The sequence below is a fragment of the Microcoleus sp. OTE_8_concoct_300 genome (genome assembly GCF_031383065.1).
Classification (GTDB): Bacteria; Cyanobacteriota; Cyanobacteriia; order Cyanobacteriales; family Microcoleaceae; genus Microcoleus.
The window spans coordinates 1-18,301 of record NZ_JANMZH010000866.1 but is presented as its reverse complement, the minus strand read 5'-3'; the positions used below and the strand labels follow the sequence as shown (position 1 = coordinate 18,301).

Below are 18,301 nucleotides of genomic sequence, written 5' to 3'. Positions count from 1 at the left end.
CTCTGAGAGGGTGTACAGATGCCTAGAAGCATCCAGTACCATCATCATTTAGACTACTACACACAGACAGTTTAGTTGTTTTTTATAACTAGACCTGACACTGGCGAGAGTCTCCTGATTCTCAGGTAGCAGGTTTCTAGTACAATCGTGGACGCCTGGACGACGGCTCGAAACCGGGTTTTTGATCGTTTCGGGGATCTTTCGGTCAAGCCTCCGGCTTCTACCATTTTAGATTTTAGATGGGGACTGAGTTACTGGATATGGGTTTGGAGCACGGACCTACTGTTACATTCTTTTTTGAAACTGGTATTAGAGTCGGCGAGGTGTGACAATTATTTTCTTTCCTGGTCTTAGAATCAAGTTATGTTTATTCACATAGTCCCGCCGCAGCATTCGGAGTAGCGAATCTAGCCGGGGTTGTTGGAGATACCTAATTCTCAGTTTTGACCGATCGAGACGGCTTAAAATATCGACGCTTCCGTTCATCCAGCGTTTGTCAGACTAGGAGAGGTCGCCAGGAAAGCTTTTGAGTGCTGAATTCTTCAATATCGGCATTTTTGACACTCTCAGCGAGTCACCGCGACGCTCGATTCTTGAATAGCCCAAAAATTGAACTTCACTCATAGTCCAAGCACCTCTACAAGCTCTAAACAAGTACCAATACCAGAGGTATTGCAATTGCGCTTACTTTTATTTTTTAATGCTTTCCGAGTCCATCACGCTTGCCAAAATACGGTACGATCCCTCTTCTACCATTCCTGGTTGCTCCACGCTACGGCTGTACCGAGACGAGAGCAATCAGCTTTTTTTCTTGAAGAGAATATTTTTTCGCGTAGATGGTTATTCCTAATTACAATTAAATTCTATCATAGATTGGCGGGGACTTTAGTCCCTCGTGACGCTTTCCTAGGAAGGGCTAAAGCCTCACTACGTTCTGAGCTTCTGGCATTCCGTGTTCTCTCCTGTGAATCAACCTTCTGACGGCGGGCGGTAAATAGACAGGTAGGCGCAAATGAAGGCAACATAGAGGTTAGGGTAAGAGTGGAGAGTAAGAGGCAAGTGTTGCCCGTCTTCGGCACTCTGATTCTGCTTTCACAAGTTAAGTTTATTTTTATTCTCCAGCTGGGCGCTTGGGCCGAACTTTCGGTTCGCCTGCGGCAAACGCTTTTCACTCGAGACAGGCAACCTCGGCATTATTGACAGAGGCTGTCTTCACTCAGGAATTAACGGACACAAGGACTCATGGCTAAACAACTCAACCTACTTTCCGGGCAAGTAATTTCTACGGCTCTGCACGCCGAGATGCAGCAATCGTACCTCGAATATGCCATGAGTGTGATCGTCGGGCGAGCTTTGCCTGATGTCCGCGACGGTTTAAAACCGGTTCACCGTCGAATTTTGTACGCGATGCACGAACTTGGTCTGACGCCAGACCGACCTTACCGCAAGTGCGCCCGGGTCGTTGGAGATGTTTTGGGAAAATATCACCCCCACGGCGACCAATCGGTTTACGACGCTCTGGTGCGCATGGTTCAGGAGTTTTCGAGCCGCTATCCTTTGCTGGCGGGTCACGGCAATTTCGGTTCGGTGGACAATGATCCGGCGGCTGCTATGCGCTATACGGAAACGAGGCTGGCACCGATCGCCCACGAAGCTATGCTCACCCAAGTCGGCGATGCAACTGTTGATTTTACTGCTAACTTTGACAGTTCGCAGCAGGAACCGACGGCGCTGCCTGCTCAGTTGCCGTTTCTGGTACTCAACGGCTGTGCTGGCATTGCTGTGGGCATGGCAACTAATATCCCGCCACACAATTTGGGAGAGGTGGTAGACGGTTTAATTGCTTTGATTGAAAACCCGGAACTCTCGGACGAGAAGTTGCTGCAACTAATTCCGGGTCCTGATTTCCCGACAGGGGGGGAAATCGTCGCTACAGAGGGCATTGTTGATGCCTACACCAAGGGTAAAGGTAGCATCTCGGTGAGGGGTGTGGCGGGGGTAGAAGAGGTGCCTGGTAATCGCAAGGTGCGCAGTAAAACGGCGATCATCGTGACGGAATTTCCGTTTCAGGTAAATAAGGCGGCTTGGATTGAAAAGGTGGCGGAGTTGGTCAATGCCGGCAGACTCGATGGTATTGCTGATTTGCGCGACGAGAGCGATCGCGAAGGCATTCGAGTGGTGATTGAACTCAAACGGGAATTTACCCCAGAAGCGGTTCTGGCTCGTCTTTATCAACAAACTGACCTACAAACAAATTTTGGCGCGATTTTGCTGGCAATTGTCAACGGTCAACCCCGACAGTTGACGCTGAGACAATTGTTGCAGGAATTTCTGGATTTCCGGGAAGTGACTCTTACCCGCCGCTACAATTACGAGTTGCAGGCTGCGGAACGCCGCTGTCACATTGTCCAAGGCTTAATGTTGGCTTTGACAAATCTCGATGCTGCGATCGACATTCTCAGAAATTCTCCTGACGGTACTACTGCTAAGCAAACTTTGCAAGGAAGCCTCAATTTGAGCGAAAGTCAAGCTGATGCGATTTTGGCGATGCCGATGCGCAGGCTGACTGGTTTGGAAAGGCAAAATTTGCAGTCTGAGTTTGAGGAGTTGATGGCGAATATTCAAGAATTGCAGCGGTTGTTGAGTGACAGGCGCGAACTTTTGAAGGCTTTGAAGAAGGAATTTCGATCGCTCAAACGCAAGTACGCTGACGAACGCCGCACTAAATTCGTCAATGGGGCAGCAGGACGCGCGGGAAACGCCGAACCACAAGTTTTAAGTAAGAAAAATTCTGCTGTGAAGCCGTTGTCGCCGGCAACCGTTGCGCCTAACTTATTGCCCTCAAAAGAGGCAGAGGAAACTCTTGTTGAATTTACCCACAAGCAGTACGTGCGGCGCCGGGCGGCGGCGGGGGAACGTCCGCGTTCGTCGAAAAGTCGCGAAAAATCGGTTTCAGCTTTAGAAAAAAATGAAGATTTTATTGTGACGGCAAAGCTGACGAAAACCGATCGCACTGTGGTCGTCTTAACTCCTAACGGCAAAGCTTACCCGCTGAAAGTAGCTGATATTCCTACTATTAGCGGAAAAGACCGGGGAACGCCGATCGTCAGTTTGTTGTCGCCGAGTGCTACTAAAGAAAGTGCCGGTTCGGCTTTGTCGGAAATCACAGTTGCACACTTTATTTTGCCGGAAAATTCGGAGGCGGCGGATTTAGTAACTCTGACTCAGCAAGGAAAAATTAAGCGCTTGGCGATGCAGGAATTTGCTGATTTGACTAATCGCGGCGTTACTGTTGTTAAACTCAAGGAGGACGATCGGCTGCGCTGCGCGAGTCTGGGTAAAGTCGGCGAGCAAGTGGCGATCGCAACTTCTGGAGGTCGAGTCCTCCGGTTTGATATCGATGACGAACAACTGCCACCAATGGGCCGCACCGCCCAGGGTTTTCAAGTAACCAGGTTGCGGAAGCAGGAACAGTTGGTGGGTTGCATCACTCTCGACCCGGACGACAGTCTAGTGCTATTTTCCGAGTTGGGTTGGGCAAAACGAATGCCTGCAGGTTCTGTCAGACTTACTAACCGCGGCGAAATTGGCACTCAAGCTTTTCGCTTCGCAGAGCCTAAAGATGCTTTAGTTGGCTTGCTGCGCGCTGTTCCTGATACGGAGGTCAAACTTTTAACTAATTCTGGCCGTCTACTGCGATCAGCTACTGATGCTATAGCTTTTTGGGGGAAAGATGCTGCAGGCGATCGAATTTTTGACCTCAATCCTGGTGAAAAAATTATCAAAGTTATGAGCAGTCAATAGTCAATAGTCAATAGTCATGGGGCATGGGGCATGGGGCATGGGGCATGGGGCATGGGGCATGGGGCATGGGGCATGGGGCATGGGGCATGGGGCATGGGGCATGGGGCATGGGGCATGGGGCATGGGGCATGGGGCATTAATCTGATTTCTGACCTCTGACTTCTGAATTCAACATCCATCCGTTAAATCATTTAAATCCCGTATACTGCTCGTTGCCGAACTTCCTCATTCCTTGAATACCCCAATTACCTGTTTGGCCCATGCCTCATACCCCATGCCCAATCTAAAATCTAAAATCTAAAATCTAAAATTGTTTGATGGCGCAAGTTGTATTAGAAAATATCTACAAAAGTTTTCCGCTCCGCCAAGGAGAACAGGAAAAAGAAGCAAACAGCCTCGCAGAAAGTGTTTCGCCTGTGGCCGATAGCCCTTCGTCTAACAGCGTTTTGCGACGCATTAACCTGACGGTCGAAGACGGCGAGTTCATGGTGCTGGTGGGGCCTTCGGGCTGCGGAAAAAGCACTTTGCTGCGATCGATCGCTGGTTTGGAAGTCTTGACGGCCGGCAATATTTGGGTGGGCGATCGGCTGGTTAACGATTTGCCTCCTAAAGACCGAGATATCGCTATGGTATTTCAAAATTATGCTCTCTATCCTCACTTAACAGTTTACGATAATCTCGCCTTTGGATTGCGCCGCTCGGAAAGGGAGAAAGAAGAAGGAAGAAGCAAGAAGGAAGAAGGAAGAAGGAAGAAGCAAGAAGGAAGAGGGAAGAAAGTAGAAGGGATAAGAGGCAAGATACAAGGAGAAGAAGGAAGCATCCAGAAGATAGAAAAAGTTAGGAATAAGGTAGAAGAGGTTATCAATTATTTTGCTTCTAATTCTTTTAAAAATCATCTAATTTATCCTTTGTTTGAGGACTTTTTAGGAGGAGCCACTCGCAAGTTGCCTCCGGGTTTGCGCTATTTGTCGGAACGGGAAAAGGCCATAGGAAAACGAGTGCGGGAGGTAGCTGAATTATTGCAAATAGAATCTCTTTTAAATCGCTTGCCGAAACAACTTTCCGGAGGGCAAAAGCAGCGGGTAGCTTTGGGTAGGGCGATGGCTCGCAATCCTGAAGTTTTTTTGATGGACGAACCGCTATCGAATCTTGATGCGAAATTGAGGGCGGAAACTCGATCGCAAATTGTGCAGTTGCAGCGACAGTTGGGAACTACAACTATTTATGTAACTCATGACCAAACTGAGGCGATGACTATGGGCGATCGGATTGCTATTATGAACGTCGGCCAGCTTCAGCAAGTAGCTCAACCTCTAGAGCTTTACAACAAGCCGGCTAATCTGTTTGTTGCTGAGTTTATCGGTTCTCCGCCGATGAATTTTTTGTCGGTGCAATTTACTGCCCCGTTGTTGATTTATCACCCGCAATTTCGCTTTACTTTACCCGATATTTGGGCAAAAAGTCTACAACAATATGACGGGCGAGGGTTAATTTTGGGCATTCGGCCGGAACATCTGAGCATTCACCCCCCTGCTACGAAAAATCTTTCGGTACAAGTGGAAATTGTAGAGGCTTTGGGACACGAAACTTATTTGCGGGTCTGTTTGACGGATGCTCCGGCCGTGCGGATGCAAGTGCGGGTTCCTCCTGAGCGATCGATCCGAGTTGGCGAGGAGCTTTGGTTGGCCATCGCCCATGACAAGATTCACTTGTTTGACCCCGATACCGAGCTGGCTATTTTTCCTCGTTAGGCAAAATCATCAAGGTCGATCGACCCTTGTGACCGAGGTCACGATACACAAGCTTGCACTTTTTTCAAGTCCCTGTTATATTTATTTACATAAGCCTTACAAAAGTTAACGAAAGGAGTTCGCACTATGCAAGAACAAAAACGCAACGCTTGGAACTGGGGCTTCAGCGAAGGAGCCGAAAATTGGAACGGTCGTTTGGCGATGATTGGTTTCTCTGCCGCTGTCATCATCGAATTGGTTTCCGGTCAAGGCGTGCTTCACTTTTGGGGCCTGATCTAATTTTGTAGTTAACATTTTTGAGACACTGCAAAGCTTGGGAGTTCCGTTACGGACTCCCAAAATTTTGGCAGGGCGATTTTGGCAGCAACTAGCAATTGCTCCGTGCAGTTAGCAGCACAAAATTTAACTAATGCGAACGGGAAGTCCGGCACTCTATCCGCATCGGATGAGTGGCGGGATGAAAGTGAGTCAGAAAATAAATGGAGCGATAGCGAATCAATAGAAATTCTATCTGCTATAATCATCTGATCATTATTCCATAATCTTGATAAATGTATAGAGCCTACAAATACAGAATCTATCCCACGAGTGAACAAGAAGCCTTGCTTGCAAAGTTTTTTGGCTGTGCGAGATGGTTCTGGAACTACGCCCTAAACCTATGTCAAGAAACCTACAAGAATACTGGCAAGGGATTGTCTAGGGGGTATATACAAGGCTTACTTCCTGCACTCAAAAAAGAATATGAATGGTTAAAAGAACCATATTCCCAGTGTTTGCAAGTAGTAGCTTTGAATCTATCCACTGCCTACAAAAACTTCTTTGACAAGAGGGCAATGTTGCCCAAATTCAAATCGAAGCATGGTAGGCAGTCAATTAGCTATCCTCAAAATGTCAAGTTTGAAGGCAACTCTCTCAATTTACCTAAGATTGGATTAGTACATTGTCGGCTTCATAGAAGCTTTGAGGGGGGCATTAAAACTGTCACCGTATCTCGCAATTCCGACGGTAAATACTTTGCTTCCGTTCTGATTGATGATGGTAAATCTCATCCCAAATCACTGCAAATTGACAAAGCTGTTGGGGTTGATGTTGGCTTAACTCACTTGGCAATTACTAGCGATGGTTCAAAGTTTGATCGTCCTAGATATTTTGCCAAACGCCAAAAGAACCTAAAACGCAAACAGCAAAAGTTGTCTTGCAAAAAGAAGGGTAGTCAAAACCGTAAAAAGGCAAGATTGGCAGTGGCCAAAGTCCACTCCAAAATTGCTAGATGTCGTGAAGATTTTCTACATAAACTATCCCGCAAGATAGTAAACGAAAACCAAGTTATTGCAGTGGAAAATCTCAATGTCAAAGGCATGGTCAAAAATCCTAATCTAGCCTCATCGATTAGCGACGCTGGCTGGGGTATGTTCTGCACCATGCTCAAGTACAAGGCTGAAAGTGAAGGTAAAACTTATATCGAGATCGATCGATGGTTTCCTAGCTCAAAGACTTGCCATGTCTGCTTAAATCGAGTTGATCATCTCGCTCTTGATATTAGGGCATGGACTTGTAAGCATTGTGGCACTCACCATGACCGTGATGTAAATGCAGCGATCAATATTAGAAATGAAGCCTTGCGGATGCTGGCGTTAGGAACTAGCGCTTCAGCCTGTGGAGGGGATGTAAGTCGATCTGGTAAAACTTCGGTTTTGCTAGACGCCCCGCCCCGTTGAATCAGGAAGCCAGCGCTGTACCGCCTAAGTGGTCAGCGTCTGGTAGTTCACCAGCTATAGCTCAAACCCGGGGCGGGGGGTTCCCCCCCCCAAAAAAAAGAGTGCGAATCACTCTTTTGGGTGATGCTAGAAAATTACTCTAGCGGATATATTCTTTCAAGATGCTGTTCCGGTTGGGATGGCGCAACTTCCGCAGGGCTTTAGCCTCGATTTGGCGAATCCGCTCGCGGGTGACGTTAAAGATTTGACCAATTTCCTCCAAGGTCTTCATCCGTCCGTCATCTAAGCCGTAACGCAGCCGCAGTACATCCCGTTCTCGGGGGCTGAGAGTATCCAAAACGCTTTCCAAGTCTTCCCTGAGCAAGTTTTTCGAGACTTGATCTTCTGGCGTTTCCCCGTCAGATTCAATAAAGTCTCCCAGACGCGAGTCTTCCTCTTTGCCGATCGGAGTTTCTAGAGAGATGGGCAACTGTGCGGACTTAGCAATGAACCGCAACTTCTCGATCGTCATTTCCATGCGGGTAGCAATTTCTTCTTCCGTAGGCTTGCGACCCATTTCCTGAGACAGGAGCTTGGTAGTTTTCTTGATCCGCGAGATGGTTTCGTAAAGGTGAACCGGTAGGCGGATAGTGCGGGATTGGTCGGCGATTGCCCTAGTGATGGCTTGACGTATCCACCAAGTTGCGTAGGTAGAAAACTTGTAGCCTTTTTCGTGATCGAATTTTTCAGCGGCCCGGATCAGACCCAAAGAGCCTTCCTGAATCAAATCTTGGAAAGACAAACCGCGATTCATGTATTTTTTGGCGATCGACACCACCAAACGCAGGTTTGATTGCACCATTTTCTCCTTGGCGCGGCGACCGACGTGGAGTCGGTGACGGAATGCAGGGAGTGCCATATCTACAGCATTAGCCCATTCGCTGTCTTTGGGTTCGCGGTCTAACTCTTCGAGCAGTTGTTCTCGAACTCGCTCTAAATCCAGCAAATCTGCAATCTTGCGCGCTAGTTCAATCTCTTCATCAGCTCGCAGCAGTCGAATCCGACCGATTTCTTGCAGGTAAAGACGAATAGAGTCTTCAGTATAATGCTTTTTCTTAGCCTGTGCCCGACGGCGGGCTTTAGCGCCTTTGCCAGATTTAGTGTCGTCCTCAGATTGAGAGTCTAAGAATTCTTCTCGATCGTCTTCTTCGTCGATAAAGAGTTCCAACTCGCTCTCAGGTAGAACGCTTTCGGCGCTCCGAAGCAACTCGATTGTTTCCATTTCGGGTGTGATTGTGTTTTCGAGTACGGTGTTAGCCTGGATCATGCCGTCTTCCTCATGCTCCTGAATTAAAGAATAAATAACAGTGGAATAGTGTCTGTTTGTAGTTGAGACAAGTTAGCCAGTATTGGCATTCCCGCAGGAAAAAATAGTGGGATTTTCAGTCTGCTAGCTGAATCTGTTACCGAAACAGCACCAGTTTTATGAGTCAAAGTTCGAGTTCGGGTTTGAAGCAGCGATCGCATTCAATCGATCGCAGAATTTAACATCGCGACCTGAGATTGAGCGTGCGGCTTTTTCTTTCTGAGCGAGTTACCACATCATCTGCGATACCTTGCCCCCAGAAGCAAACCATGAAATGCGAGCGATCGCACCTCAAAAAATACTGGCTTTTTTACTCGGTACTTTGATCTTTTACCCGTACAATTTTTCCGGCACAGAACCCTCTAACTTTTGTGTTCGAGGTGTCGAACTTTTGATTCGCCTAGTGCTTTCACTCTGGTTGTCAGACATGAGAGTTGCACGGCAAATTTTCGCCATTTTGGATGCGGATCTGCTGTCTCAAATGCAACAGCATAGGGTCGAAGCACCAAACGGGGAGAATCGGATCTTACCAAGACCTTTCCGATTGTAGCCTTTCTCACAAAAAATGGAAGTTGTTTTCCATTGTTTGTCAAGAACTAGGAAAACTCTGTCAGCTTAGCTTGACAATAGGGACTCGTGTCTGGATCTGCTAAATCCTGAGAACTGCCCGCAAAAACTTTCGCACGATCAAACGGCGCTGTTTTCTGCGCATATCTGGGTGAACGGCTGCGGCGTAGTTGGCCAGACAGTTAGCAGACAGTTTTTGACTTGCCGGAATTGGGACCAATACAATCCGTGTAGATACACCCATCATTACCCTGTTTCCCTGAATTGAATCATACGCAATCTGCGATTGAATAAAGCTCGTAGCTTTAATTTTAAGTCGGCAACTCTGGATTAGAAACCGACTCTGACCCCAAATGAAGCGTTGCGGGTTGAGTAGTGCAACAGGGGCTTTCTTTGTTAAGTTAGCTCAATTTTCAGAAATTGGGTTTAATTTTGACGTTAAATCACATTAAGTTCTTAACGTCACTTTCTTATTTAAGCAGTTCGACACGAGTTTGTCGCGTCATCCGCAAAAACCACCCGGATAAATTCTACTGAGAATTAACCCACCGCGCAACTCTCGGCTGCCAACTGCTCTAAAATTTGTTGGCTTTCGGCTCGCACTTGCGCGATCGAGCTTTCTCACAAAAAACACAATTCGCCATCTTCCGGAAGTATAACTTCACGATTCCTTTAAATATATCGTGACAGTGTGAAGATTCGATAAAGCCCTTCAATCAATTTTAGGTAGCATTCCCGAATTGTCTTGATAATTTCCAGCAGACGGAACAAAAGCCACAGGGGGCATTCCTGCAACAGGCGACTGATGATTACTCTGCAAGGGAAGGAAAATTTACCGAGTTAGCGATGTGCTTGTTATTGTTGGAGAAGGCATAAGCTGCAGGATGCGCTTAAAGATTTGGACTGGTAGGAGGCTGGTGCGATCGCTAAAAGTTTTGTTACATTTATTTACAGCGTGTCCTCCGAAAGCGCGGATCTAGGTTTTAGCTCTAAATCATCGATCGGGCTCCTAGCTCAGCAATGACGAGAGCGAAAATTGTCTATAAAGTTGATTATACCTGCTTACTATCGATGATTTCTAATAAACCTTGATAAAAGACTTGGAAGCTTTTAGAGCGACTTGATTTAGGATTCATATATTGAGAAATATCGCTAGAGGCTTTATATTTTTCTAGTCCTCCCGGATGATATCCAGCATTTTGCAGGACTCTTTCCAAAGCTTCCCATGTTCCTCCTTTGATACCATCAGGGTCGCGATACCGTTTTTGTTTAGCTAAATTGGGAGAGACTTTAGGGTAAGCTTGGCAAATTGCTTCAACATCGCCGAAAAACCACGCTTCTAATTCTTCAACTACAATTCGATTTAAGACTTGAAAGGATTTATCTTTTTGACAAGAAGATTTAGTGATTAATCCGGCTGATATTGCTATATCTTCTAGTTGCTTTTTTATTTTTAGACAATCTTCTCGATCTTCATCTATTAAAACAACAATTTTCCAATCAGGCGGAAGCCATGCTTGATAACCTTTCAAACGATTAGGCACTTTCTCAAAAAAATCTGATTTTCCTCGATAAGCATGAATGTTAGAGGTAACATTTGATGGCAATATTTTCGGCAAAAGCTGGGTCAAAGCTGCTTCTAGGGATGCTTCTTCCACTAAAAACTCAAGATGCAAAATGCTCACCTTCTCTTTATTTTAAGTTTAAAATCCTTGCGGTGCACCCGCATTCTTAAGCGGATTTCCCACATCAAAGAAATCTTCCATCCACAGCGAACCCAGTAATGCACCCTGATCCATAAATTGCTTGACTCCCTTCATATCTGCGGTTCTTTTTGCTTGAGTAAAACCTTTCTCATCTCGATATAATACCCATAATTCTTCTGGTTTCAAACTATCCACAAAAAAGGGAGAATGCGTTGTCACCATTAATTGAGTATTCGCAGAAGCCGAACGACATTCTTCTGCAAGCTGAGGTAATAATCGCGGATGTAAATGATTTTCTGGTTCTTCTATTCCCACTAATTGCGGGGGATTTGGGTCAAATAATACTATTAAATAAGCTAAGAGCTTTAACGTACCATCGGAGGCAAATTTTGCTAGAATTGGGTGAGAAAAAGGAGCATCTTTAATTTCCAACAAAAGTCTGCCATCCTGCATGATTGAGGCTTCGACTTTTTCGAGGCGTGGAATACGAACGGAAAGGGTTTTTAGTATTTGTTCTAACCGTTGGGGATGTTGTTCTTTTAGGTATTGGATAACATTGGGTAAATTGTCACCAGTGGGAGATAATCTTTCCTGTGCACCTGCTTCGGGAAGGCTGCGGGTATGATCGGCGGTTAAATATGATAAATACCAGCCTGTAATAAAGCGTCTTAAAGCACTAACACGGGGATGTTTGGTAAATTGTCCTAATGTATTTACTGCTAATAATTCAGATGATGCTAGTTGTTCGGTGATCCTTTCACCTTCTTCATCAGGACTTTCGCCACTAATTACTTGTCCTTCCCCTTTTTTGAAGTCTAAAAAACGAAAGGGTTTTCCTCTTCCAGATTTTCCGCGTCGCCAATGCAACCATTCTTCAGCAATAAAGGGACGATTATTTTCTTCATCTATAGCGAGATGATAGGTAATTAAAGGCGAGTCGGATGTCTCTCGATATTTTAATTCAATGATAATGCAGCCTTCGCTGTCTCTGGTGCGTAATTCTCGAAATCTGCCCCGTCTATCCCAGGCTTTTCTGAGGCTTTCGGTGAAACATTCGGATAGGAAAGCGAAAACATCGAAAATAGTTGACTTTCCGCTACCGTTTGGACCTAAGAAGACTGTTAAGGGGGTGAGATTTTTGAGTTCGAGATTGTTCAAAGCACGGTAATTTTGGACTTTGAGATATTCAATACGGGGTATATTTTTCATCATTTCACCTCCTCAATTATAATCTGGTTTTTTTTCCTCGTAATTTCTCCTTTAACGAACCGCGAAGACGCGAAGTGCGCGAAGGAAGAAAAGAGAAGAAGAAAAAACTAAAGTCCTGACTGCGAACTTAATTTGACCGCCCGACAAGTTACTGCTGATTCCGCAGGCGAGGGTTCACAAATTCGTTTAATCCTTCTCCTACTAAAGATAGTCCCACTACCATTAAAGTCATTGCTAAACCGGGAAACAAAGCTGTCCACCAAATGCCTGTAGGTAGCGCATCTAAAGCTAAACGCAAGTCGTGTCCCCATTCGGGAGTTGTTTCGGGAAGTCCTAATCCGAGAAATCCTAAACCTCCTAATGTTAATATTGCATCGGCAGCGTTGAGCGCAAACAGCACGGGTACGCTCTGAATCACATTCAGAAACAGGTAGCGCGAAAGCACTGTCCAAGTGTCGGCACCCATTGCTCGCGCGGCTTCGACAAATAATTCGGTTTTGACGCTGGCGGTGTGATTCCTGACGACGCGGTAGTATTGAGGGATGTAGGAAATGCTCAGGGCGATCGCAGCATTCAATACTCCTTTTCCCACTACAAACGCTAGGGTCAAAGAAAGCAGCAGCCCGGGCAAAGTATAAATTGTATCCATTAAAAATAACAACACTCGATCGAGCTTACCGCCCAAATAACCGCTAACCAGACCCAGCGGCACACCGATAAACAAACTCAAAGATGTGGCTAAAATCACCACTTGCCAAGCGGCCCGAGAAGCAAACAGCGTGCGCGAAAACACATCGTAGCCGCTGCGGCTTGTGCCAAACCAATAATTCGCTGACGGCGGTTCGTGGATGGGGTTAATCAAAGCTTCGGTAGGATTTTGCAGCCATCCCCAAGCTTGCATAGCTGGAGACAAGGTGGCTACCAATATAAACACGGCAGTTATTGTCAAACCTGCCCACATCATTTTCATGGACAGGCTTGACGGTGAGGCAAGGTTGAGAAATCGCGGGAGTCGGAGGCGGCTTTGAGCCATAACTGATAATTAGTGCGTCAGATTTGTTTTCATCAGCATATCAATATTTACCGGAAACCATTAGAAGACTTTTTAACCGCAGATGAACGCGGATGAACGCAGATAAGATTACATCAGCGTTCATCCGCGTTCATCCACAGATATCTGCGGTTAAAAAGTCTTAGCTAATTTGCCTTCCTACAAATTACTGGCAATTAACTCGCGGTACTGGCTTTTGGGCTTAACTCCCTTGAGCTCAGCGACTAAATCTTTGTCTTTGAAATACTGAATCGTCGGCGTACCAATCACGCCAGCATTTTCAGCAATTTCTGGATCTTCTTCGATGTCAATTTCCACATAATGGATTTTGCCCTCGAACTCATCTACTACTTTGCTCAAAATTGGCTTGAGGCTGTGGCAAGGACCGCAACTAGGAGAGGCATATTTGACTACAATCAGTCGATCGCTATCGTGGAACAACTTTCGCAAAGCATAACCTCCTTCGTGGCGCGTGTCTTTGATATCAAAGTTCTCGCTGGTTTTGCGGACTTTTTGAGCTTCCGGCGCTGCTTTAGGTTGCTCGGATTCCTGGGTTTGATGGAATTCCTGGGTTAAACCGTTGACTGACAGCCAACGTTCTGCCAGCATCGCCCCCATGCAGCCGCTGCCGGCGGCGGTAATTGCTTGGCGAAACTCGTGGTCTTGCACGTCGCCGACGGCGTAAACTCCTTCGACGCTGGTTTCTACCGAACCGTGTTTGGTGGTGATATAACCTATTTCGTCGAGTTCTAGCTGACCTTGGAACAGTTGAGTGTTGGGAGTGTGACCGATCGCGTAAAACAATCCTTTCACCAGCAAATCGCTCTCGGCGCCGGTCTCGATATTTCTAAGTCTCACCCCGTCCATTTTGCCGCCCGGTTCCCCCAAGATATCCAGTGCTTCGGTGTTCCAGTGCACGGTAATTTTGGGATTGCTCAGCACTCGGTCTTGCATGGCTTTGCTGGCGCGCATCCGATCGCGCCGCACCAGCATATGTACGTGAGAGCCGTATTTTGTCAAATAAATAGATTCTTCCGCTGCGGTGTCGCCTGCGCCGATTACAGCTAAGTCTACTCCTTTAAAAATTGGGGTAGCGCCGTCGCAAATGGCACAGGCAGAAATGCCGTGACTCCAAAATACGTGTTCGCTAGGCAGCCCCAGCCTTTTCGCCGTCGCGCCTGTAGCGATTACTATCGTGTGGGTTTTGATTTCTCTGTCTTCCGATCGCACTGTAAACGGACGTTGGCTCAAATCCACGTAAGTTACATCTTCTGTGTATAATTGGGCGCCCCAGCGCACTGCTTGAGCTTTCATCCGATCCATGAGTTCCGGCCCGGTGATGCCTTCGGGAAAGCCGGGGAAGTTTTCGACTTCTGTGGTGGTCATCAGTTGACCGCCGGGGATGCCTCCCATTTGGTAGCCTTCAAAGACTACGGGTTTCAGGTTTGCTCTCCCGGCGTAGATGGCTGCTGTGTAGCCTGCTGGGCCTGAGCCGATAATTACTAGGTTTTCTACGGTTTCGTTGGTCATAGTTGTTTAATTAAACTCATAACGACTTCGCTTTACTAATTATAGCAGAGTTCTAGCTTGGGGTTGATTCGATTATTTATTGTGCGATCGACTATTCTTACTATTTTTGAGGGGAAAAGGGCGATCGGGACAAGTCAATCGGGTTTGATAAGCAAAAACTATACTATAGTTTATTTCGTTTTAAATGTTCAATGACGGGCGGAAAATCTCCAAAATTACCATCCTTGACTATTGATTCTATTCTCATTTATTTGACGTATTTACGCCGTTTGAGCTATTATCGGATTTTGATACTCCAGGGGCATTATGACTAATTTGGGATTTGTAGTCTGAAACCTTTTAAATTCGTAAAATCAACGACTCACCAAATGTAATGTCTACAATTTTTTATGCAAATTACGCATTTTATGAGTTAAGAATTGTAAGCAAAATTTAGGTCTGTTTGACAAATTACTGTTTTTGTGATATTGGAGGTGCGAGGGGGGAATTTTGGATTAAGTTTTTTAACCGCAGATGTAGGCGGATTAACGCGGATTAACGCAGATAAGATCCTATTTGGCTTTTTAAACTGGTGGATAAAATTAAGATATTGTTTGTTTGCAGCCGGAATAAGTGGAGAAGTTTGACTGCTGAGAGGATTTGCCAGAAGGTTGGTGGCTACAGTGTGCGATCAGCGGGAACGGAAAAAGGTGCAAGAATTAGAGTAACTGAGGGTTTGCTGGGGTGGGCTGATTTGATATTTGTGATGGAGAAGAGGCATGGCGATCGACTTGGCAGTAAATTTCCCGAAAGTCTCAAAGGCAAGAATGTTATTTGTCTGCAAATCCCGGACAATTACGAATATATGGACCCTGAGTTAGTCGAGATTTTGCAGGCAAAACTCGGCCGGTATCTGGAAATGTCAGATAATGAGACAACTTTTATGAACCGTGTTCTAGAACCGGAGGTTATGGATTCTTGGGAAGAAGCCGTTGAATACGACTCGATGGATTTTACTGAGGTGAATGCGGCTTTTGCTAAAAGTGCGATCGCCTTGGGGCCGATGTCTGGGAAAATCTTAGATGCGGGGACTGGTACCGCGAGAATTCCGATCGCAATTTCTCAAATGCGTCCGACCTGGGAGTTGACTTGCATTGATTTGTCGGCAAATATGCTGAAAGTTGGGGCAGAAAATGTGTCTAAGGCCGGAGTTCGATCGCAAGTTAAGCTGGAACTGATCGATGCTAAAGCTATGCCGTATCCAGACAGTTATTTTGACATGGTGATTTCTAACAGCATTATCCACCATTTGCCCGATCCGCTGCCCTTTTTGCGCGAAGTCAAGCGTGTCTTAAAACCGAACGGAGCAATATTTTTGCGCGATTTACTCCGACCTATGGATGAGGAAATCAGGCATAATTTAGTGGAGATGTATGCGGGAGATTGCAACTGGCATCAGAAACAATTGTTCAGCGATTCGCTGCAAGCGGCTTTTACGCTGGCTGAAGTTGAGATGATGGTGGAAACGGCCGGATTGGAAGGATTGAGGATTTATGAATCTTCAGACAGGCACTGGACGGCCGAGCGAGTTTGGTGCGAGACTGTGTAAAAAGGGGACGATGGTCCGATAAAATTTTATACGCAGTATTGCACACATTCCAGCTAAATACTTGTCCAATCACTTCAAAACTACTAGGACTTACGCATAAATACCAAAGAAACCGGGTTTTTCACGAGTGTTACAGCCTCAAATGCAGTATTTCGGTAAAAAACCCGGTTTCTGCCGACCGGACTAACTGCTCTACGAGCGATCGCCCGGATCGAACACGACTATTAGGCGAGCTTCCGGCAACAACTGTCGCAAAATGCGGATCTGACCGTCTGCATCCGACCAACTGCGAAACCGACCCACCACGCTTCTTTGCAAATTGGGCAGCAAGCGAACAATAATCCAGGAATTCAGACGCTGTTTATAAGGCATAATCGATTCATGCTCCTTTCCAAAGGGGTATTACAGCCAGTCCTTGTACTTTCCACGGTTCTGGACTGGCTATTAAACATATTGTCTAATCAATTTATTGTTTAGTCAAGATGCTTAAGCATCTTATATAAAAAATGTGCGATCGAGGTTATGCCGAAAAAGCCCGTTCCGCGACCAGAAGATGAAGAGTCGCATTTGAAGAAGCTCAGGGAAGAACTGGAGATGAGTCAGGAAGATTTGGCGCGAGAGCTTGGCGTTTCGTCGCAAACAATCAGTCGTTGGGAGTTGGGAAAGAACGTACCCACGTTCACCGTCAAGCAGATGAAAGCTTTGGAGAAATTGCTGGCTAGCATCGGCAGGTCGATCGGCGATTTGCCAGATAATCTGTAATGGAAACGATGACTTTGGTTCGGCGAGCGCCAAGACTGTAAAATTTAAAAGGGCGATCGATGTCGAACATCAGGTTTGCTTGTTCGCTCCGGCAACAACTTAAAGAGCTACTTTAGGCTTAGGGCAATGGAATTACGCGGCCCATGAAATTGCCACTAATGCCTTCATCCAACCACTCAAGTACATCGGGTTGCCAGTAGGCAGTTGCTAGCGGTAACCAACTAAGAAAAGAGCCCATTCCACCGCAAATCGAGCATCCGCCATCTGGGCCTGGGACAGTATGTGTGTCGCTAATTATCTCGCAATCGTAAGGATTTTGGGCGATGTGGAGTCCGAAAAGGTTGGGCTGCAAGTGGAGTTTCCAGTCGGCTAGATTTTTAGTTGGGTAAAAATCGCTAGGACTGAAGTCTCCCCAGTGAAATAAAGTTGTGCTTCCTGCACCGCAGGCATACTCCCATTCGTCGAAACTTAGGAAACGGAGTCCTTCAGCCGCCAATTCAGTCGCAATGTCTTCCTGAGTCTTACTAATAATTTGCCAAGCCGCAACCGAACCATCATTACCGCGCTCTAATCCGTATCTATCGCCACAATTAACACTCGGACTGTCGGGAAAATCTTGTAATAAATTCTGGATTTTAAGTTCCTCCGAACTAATTGCCTCAAGACCGATTTTTGCTGGTTTAATTTCTACAAGCATCGCGGCAATTCTCACCTTTCGAGGGGGTGTAGTGACGCTTTGTATAGCGGTTCTCAAGTGTGGTGAGGTATGGGGGCAAGTCCTATGCCCATGCCCTATGTCCTATGCCCTATGCCCTATGCCCTATGCCCGCGAGAGCACCTCATGTTACTGAGAAAGGCTATATATTGCGTTTTACTAGAAAATATGCATTGTTAATTCGATGGTCAATCTGAACAGGGATATTGGGCGACTTCAGTGCCTGACTTGTGTCAAGGGCGATTTCACAGGTTTGCCGCGCACGCCTCGAGAGACATATACGGCATGGTGCGACTCGCTCTCCTGATGCCTCTTGGGTGAGTCGAGAACGTTGGCAGGCACTCACTCCGGCACAAAAAGGAACGTTTGCTACTATCTGCCCCGATTTTGTCGTTGAGTTACGGTCTAGCTGAGATAAGTAGTTAAGCAAAATTAATTACACAAACAAACATTATGATACAATAAGACTATTGAGTTGTGCGGAGAGATATTGTGTATGTTTTTACTTAGAGATGTTAATCCACTTTCATTTAAATTACTAATCCGAATTTATCG

At 46.2% G+C, this 18,301-nt stretch carries 14 protein-coding genes and 1 pseudogene; 8 read left to right on the top strand and 7 right to left on the bottom strand.

Annotated elements, in window-relative coordinates; translation table 11 throughout:
* Window positions 1-1,242: 1,242 nt before the first annotated feature.
* The 5 genes from ACUVJL_RS37910 to ACUVJL_RS37890 all read left to right on the top strand — a co-directional run bounded on the left by ACUVJL_RS37910 (window position 1,243) and on the right by ACUVJL_RS37890 (window position 7,273).
* Window positions 1,243-3,804 (top strand): DNA gyrase/topoisomerase IV subunit A, encoded by a 2,562-nt coding sequence (locus ACUVJL_RS37910; protein ID WP_445250517.1) that lies wholly within the window; start codon window positions 1,243-1,245, stop codon window positions 3,802-3,804.
* Between the two features lie 317 nt (window positions 3,805-4,121).
* Window positions 4,122-5,555: an ABC transporter ATP-binding protein gene (locus tag ACUVJL_RS37905; RefSeq protein WP_445250516.1), complete on the top strand. Its 1,434-nt coding sequence runs from the start codon at window positions 4,122-4,124 to the stop codon at window positions 5,553-5,555.
* A 126-nt stretch (window positions 5,556-5,681) separates the two neighbouring features.
* A complete protein-coding gene (locus ACUVJL_RS37900; RefSeq protein WP_332954881.1) occupies window positions 5,682-5,834 on the top strand; it encodes a chlorophyll A-B binding protein in 153 nt (50 codons plus the stop codon).
* Window positions 5,835-5,912: 78 nt separating this feature from the next.
* Window positions 5,913-6,083 carry a hypothetical protein gene (locus tag ACUVJL_RS37895; RefSeq protein ID WP_445250515.1) on the top strand — a complete coding sequence of 57 codons (171 nt, stop codon included), beginning with the start codon at window positions 5,913-5,915 and terminating at the stop codon, window positions 6,081-6,083.
* 23 nt (window positions 6,084-6,106) lie between these two features.
* The gene (locus ACUVJL_RS37890; RefSeq protein ID WP_445250514.1) at window positions 6,107-7,273 is read left to right on the top strand and encodes an RNA-guided endonuclease InsQ/TnpB family protein; all 1,167 of its coding nucleotides are present in this window, start codon (window positions 6,107-6,109) and stop codon (window positions 7,271-7,273) included.
* A gap of 139 nt (window positions 7,274-7,412) precedes the next feature.
* Here ACUVJL_RS37890 and rpoD read toward each other — a convergent pair whose 3' ends face one another.
* The 5 genes from rpoD to trxB all read right to left on the bottom strand — a co-directional run bounded on the left by rpoD (window position 7,413) and on the right by trxB (window position 14,681).
* A complete protein-coding gene (rpoD, locus tag ACUVJL_RS37885; protein WP_445250513.1) occupies window positions 7,413-8,579 on the bottom strand; it encodes an RNA polymerase sigma factor RpoD in 1,167 nt (388 codons plus the stop codon).
* Between the two features lie 1,658 nt (window positions 8,580-10,237).
* The gene (locus ACUVJL_RS37880) at window positions 10,238-10,843 is read right to left on the bottom strand and encodes a DUF4276 family protein (RefSeq protein ID WP_445250512.1); all 606 of its coding nucleotides are present in this window, start codon (window positions 10,841-10,843) and stop codon (window positions 10,238-10,240) included.
* Between the two features lie 45 nt (window positions 10,844-10,888).
* Window positions 10,889-12,100: an AAA family ATPase gene (locus ACUVJL_RS37875; protein WP_445250518.1), complete on the bottom strand. Its 1,212-nt coding sequence runs from the start codon at window positions 12,098-12,100 to the stop codon at window positions 10,889-10,891.
* A 148-nt stretch (window positions 12,101-12,248) separates the two neighbouring features.
* A complete protein-coding gene (locus ACUVJL_RS37870) occupies window positions 12,249-13,133 on the bottom strand; it encodes an ABC transporter permease (protein ID WP_445250511.1) in 885 nt (294 codons plus the stop codon).
* Window positions 13,134-13,310: 177 nt separating this feature from the next.
* Window positions 13,311-14,681, bottom strand: coding sequence for a thioredoxin-disulfide reductase (trxB, locus tag ACUVJL_RS37865; RefSeq protein ID WP_445250510.1), 1,371 nt, complete (start codon window positions 14,679-14,681; stop codon window positions 13,311-13,313).
* 622 nt (window positions 14,682-15,303) lie between these two features.
* Between trxB and ACUVJL_RS37860 the strand changes: the two genes are divergently transcribed.
* The gene (locus ACUVJL_RS37860) at window positions 15,304-16,269 is read left to right on the top strand and encodes a methyltransferase domain-containing protein (RefSeq protein WP_445250509.1); all 966 of its coding nucleotides are present in this window, start codon (window positions 15,304-15,306) and stop codon (window positions 16,267-16,269) included.
* A gap of 192 nt (window positions 16,270-16,461) precedes the next feature.
* On the opposite strand, the gene ACUVJL_RS37855 is transcribed toward ACUVJL_RS37860, so the two are convergent.
* Window positions 16,462-16,641 carry a hypothetical protein gene (locus ACUVJL_RS37855; RefSeq protein ID WP_333203912.1) on the bottom strand — a complete coding sequence of 60 codons (180 nt, stop codon included), beginning with the start codon at window positions 16,639-16,641 and terminating at the stop codon, window positions 16,462-16,464.
* A gap of 150 nt (window positions 16,642-16,791) precedes the next feature.
* Between ACUVJL_RS37855 and ACUVJL_RS37850 the strand changes: the two genes are divergently transcribed.
* Window positions 16,792-17,031, top strand: a complete 240-nt coding sequence (locus ACUVJL_RS37850) for a helix-turn-helix transcriptional regulator (RefSeq protein WP_172186452.1) — start codon at window positions 16,792-16,794, stop codon at window positions 17,029-17,031.
* Window positions 17,032-17,149: 118 nt separating this feature from the next.
* Here the strand turns inward: ACUVJL_RS37850 and ACUVJL_RS37845 are convergent, their stop codons facing one another.
* On the bottom strand, window positions 17,150-17,728 hold the full coding sequence (locus ACUVJL_RS37845) for a hypothetical protein (RefSeq protein WP_445250508.1): 579 nt from the start codon (window positions 17,726-17,728) through the stop codon (window positions 17,150-17,152).
* 302 nt (window positions 17,729-18,030) lie between these two features.
* On the opposite strand from ACUVJL_RS37845, the pseudogene ACUVJL_RS37840 reads away from it, so the two are divergent.
* Window positions 18,031-18,156 (top strand): annotated as a pseudogene (locus tag ACUVJL_RS37840) (Uma2 family endonuclease); the annotation flags it as partial.
* Window positions 18,157-18,301 lie beyond the last annotated feature (145 nt).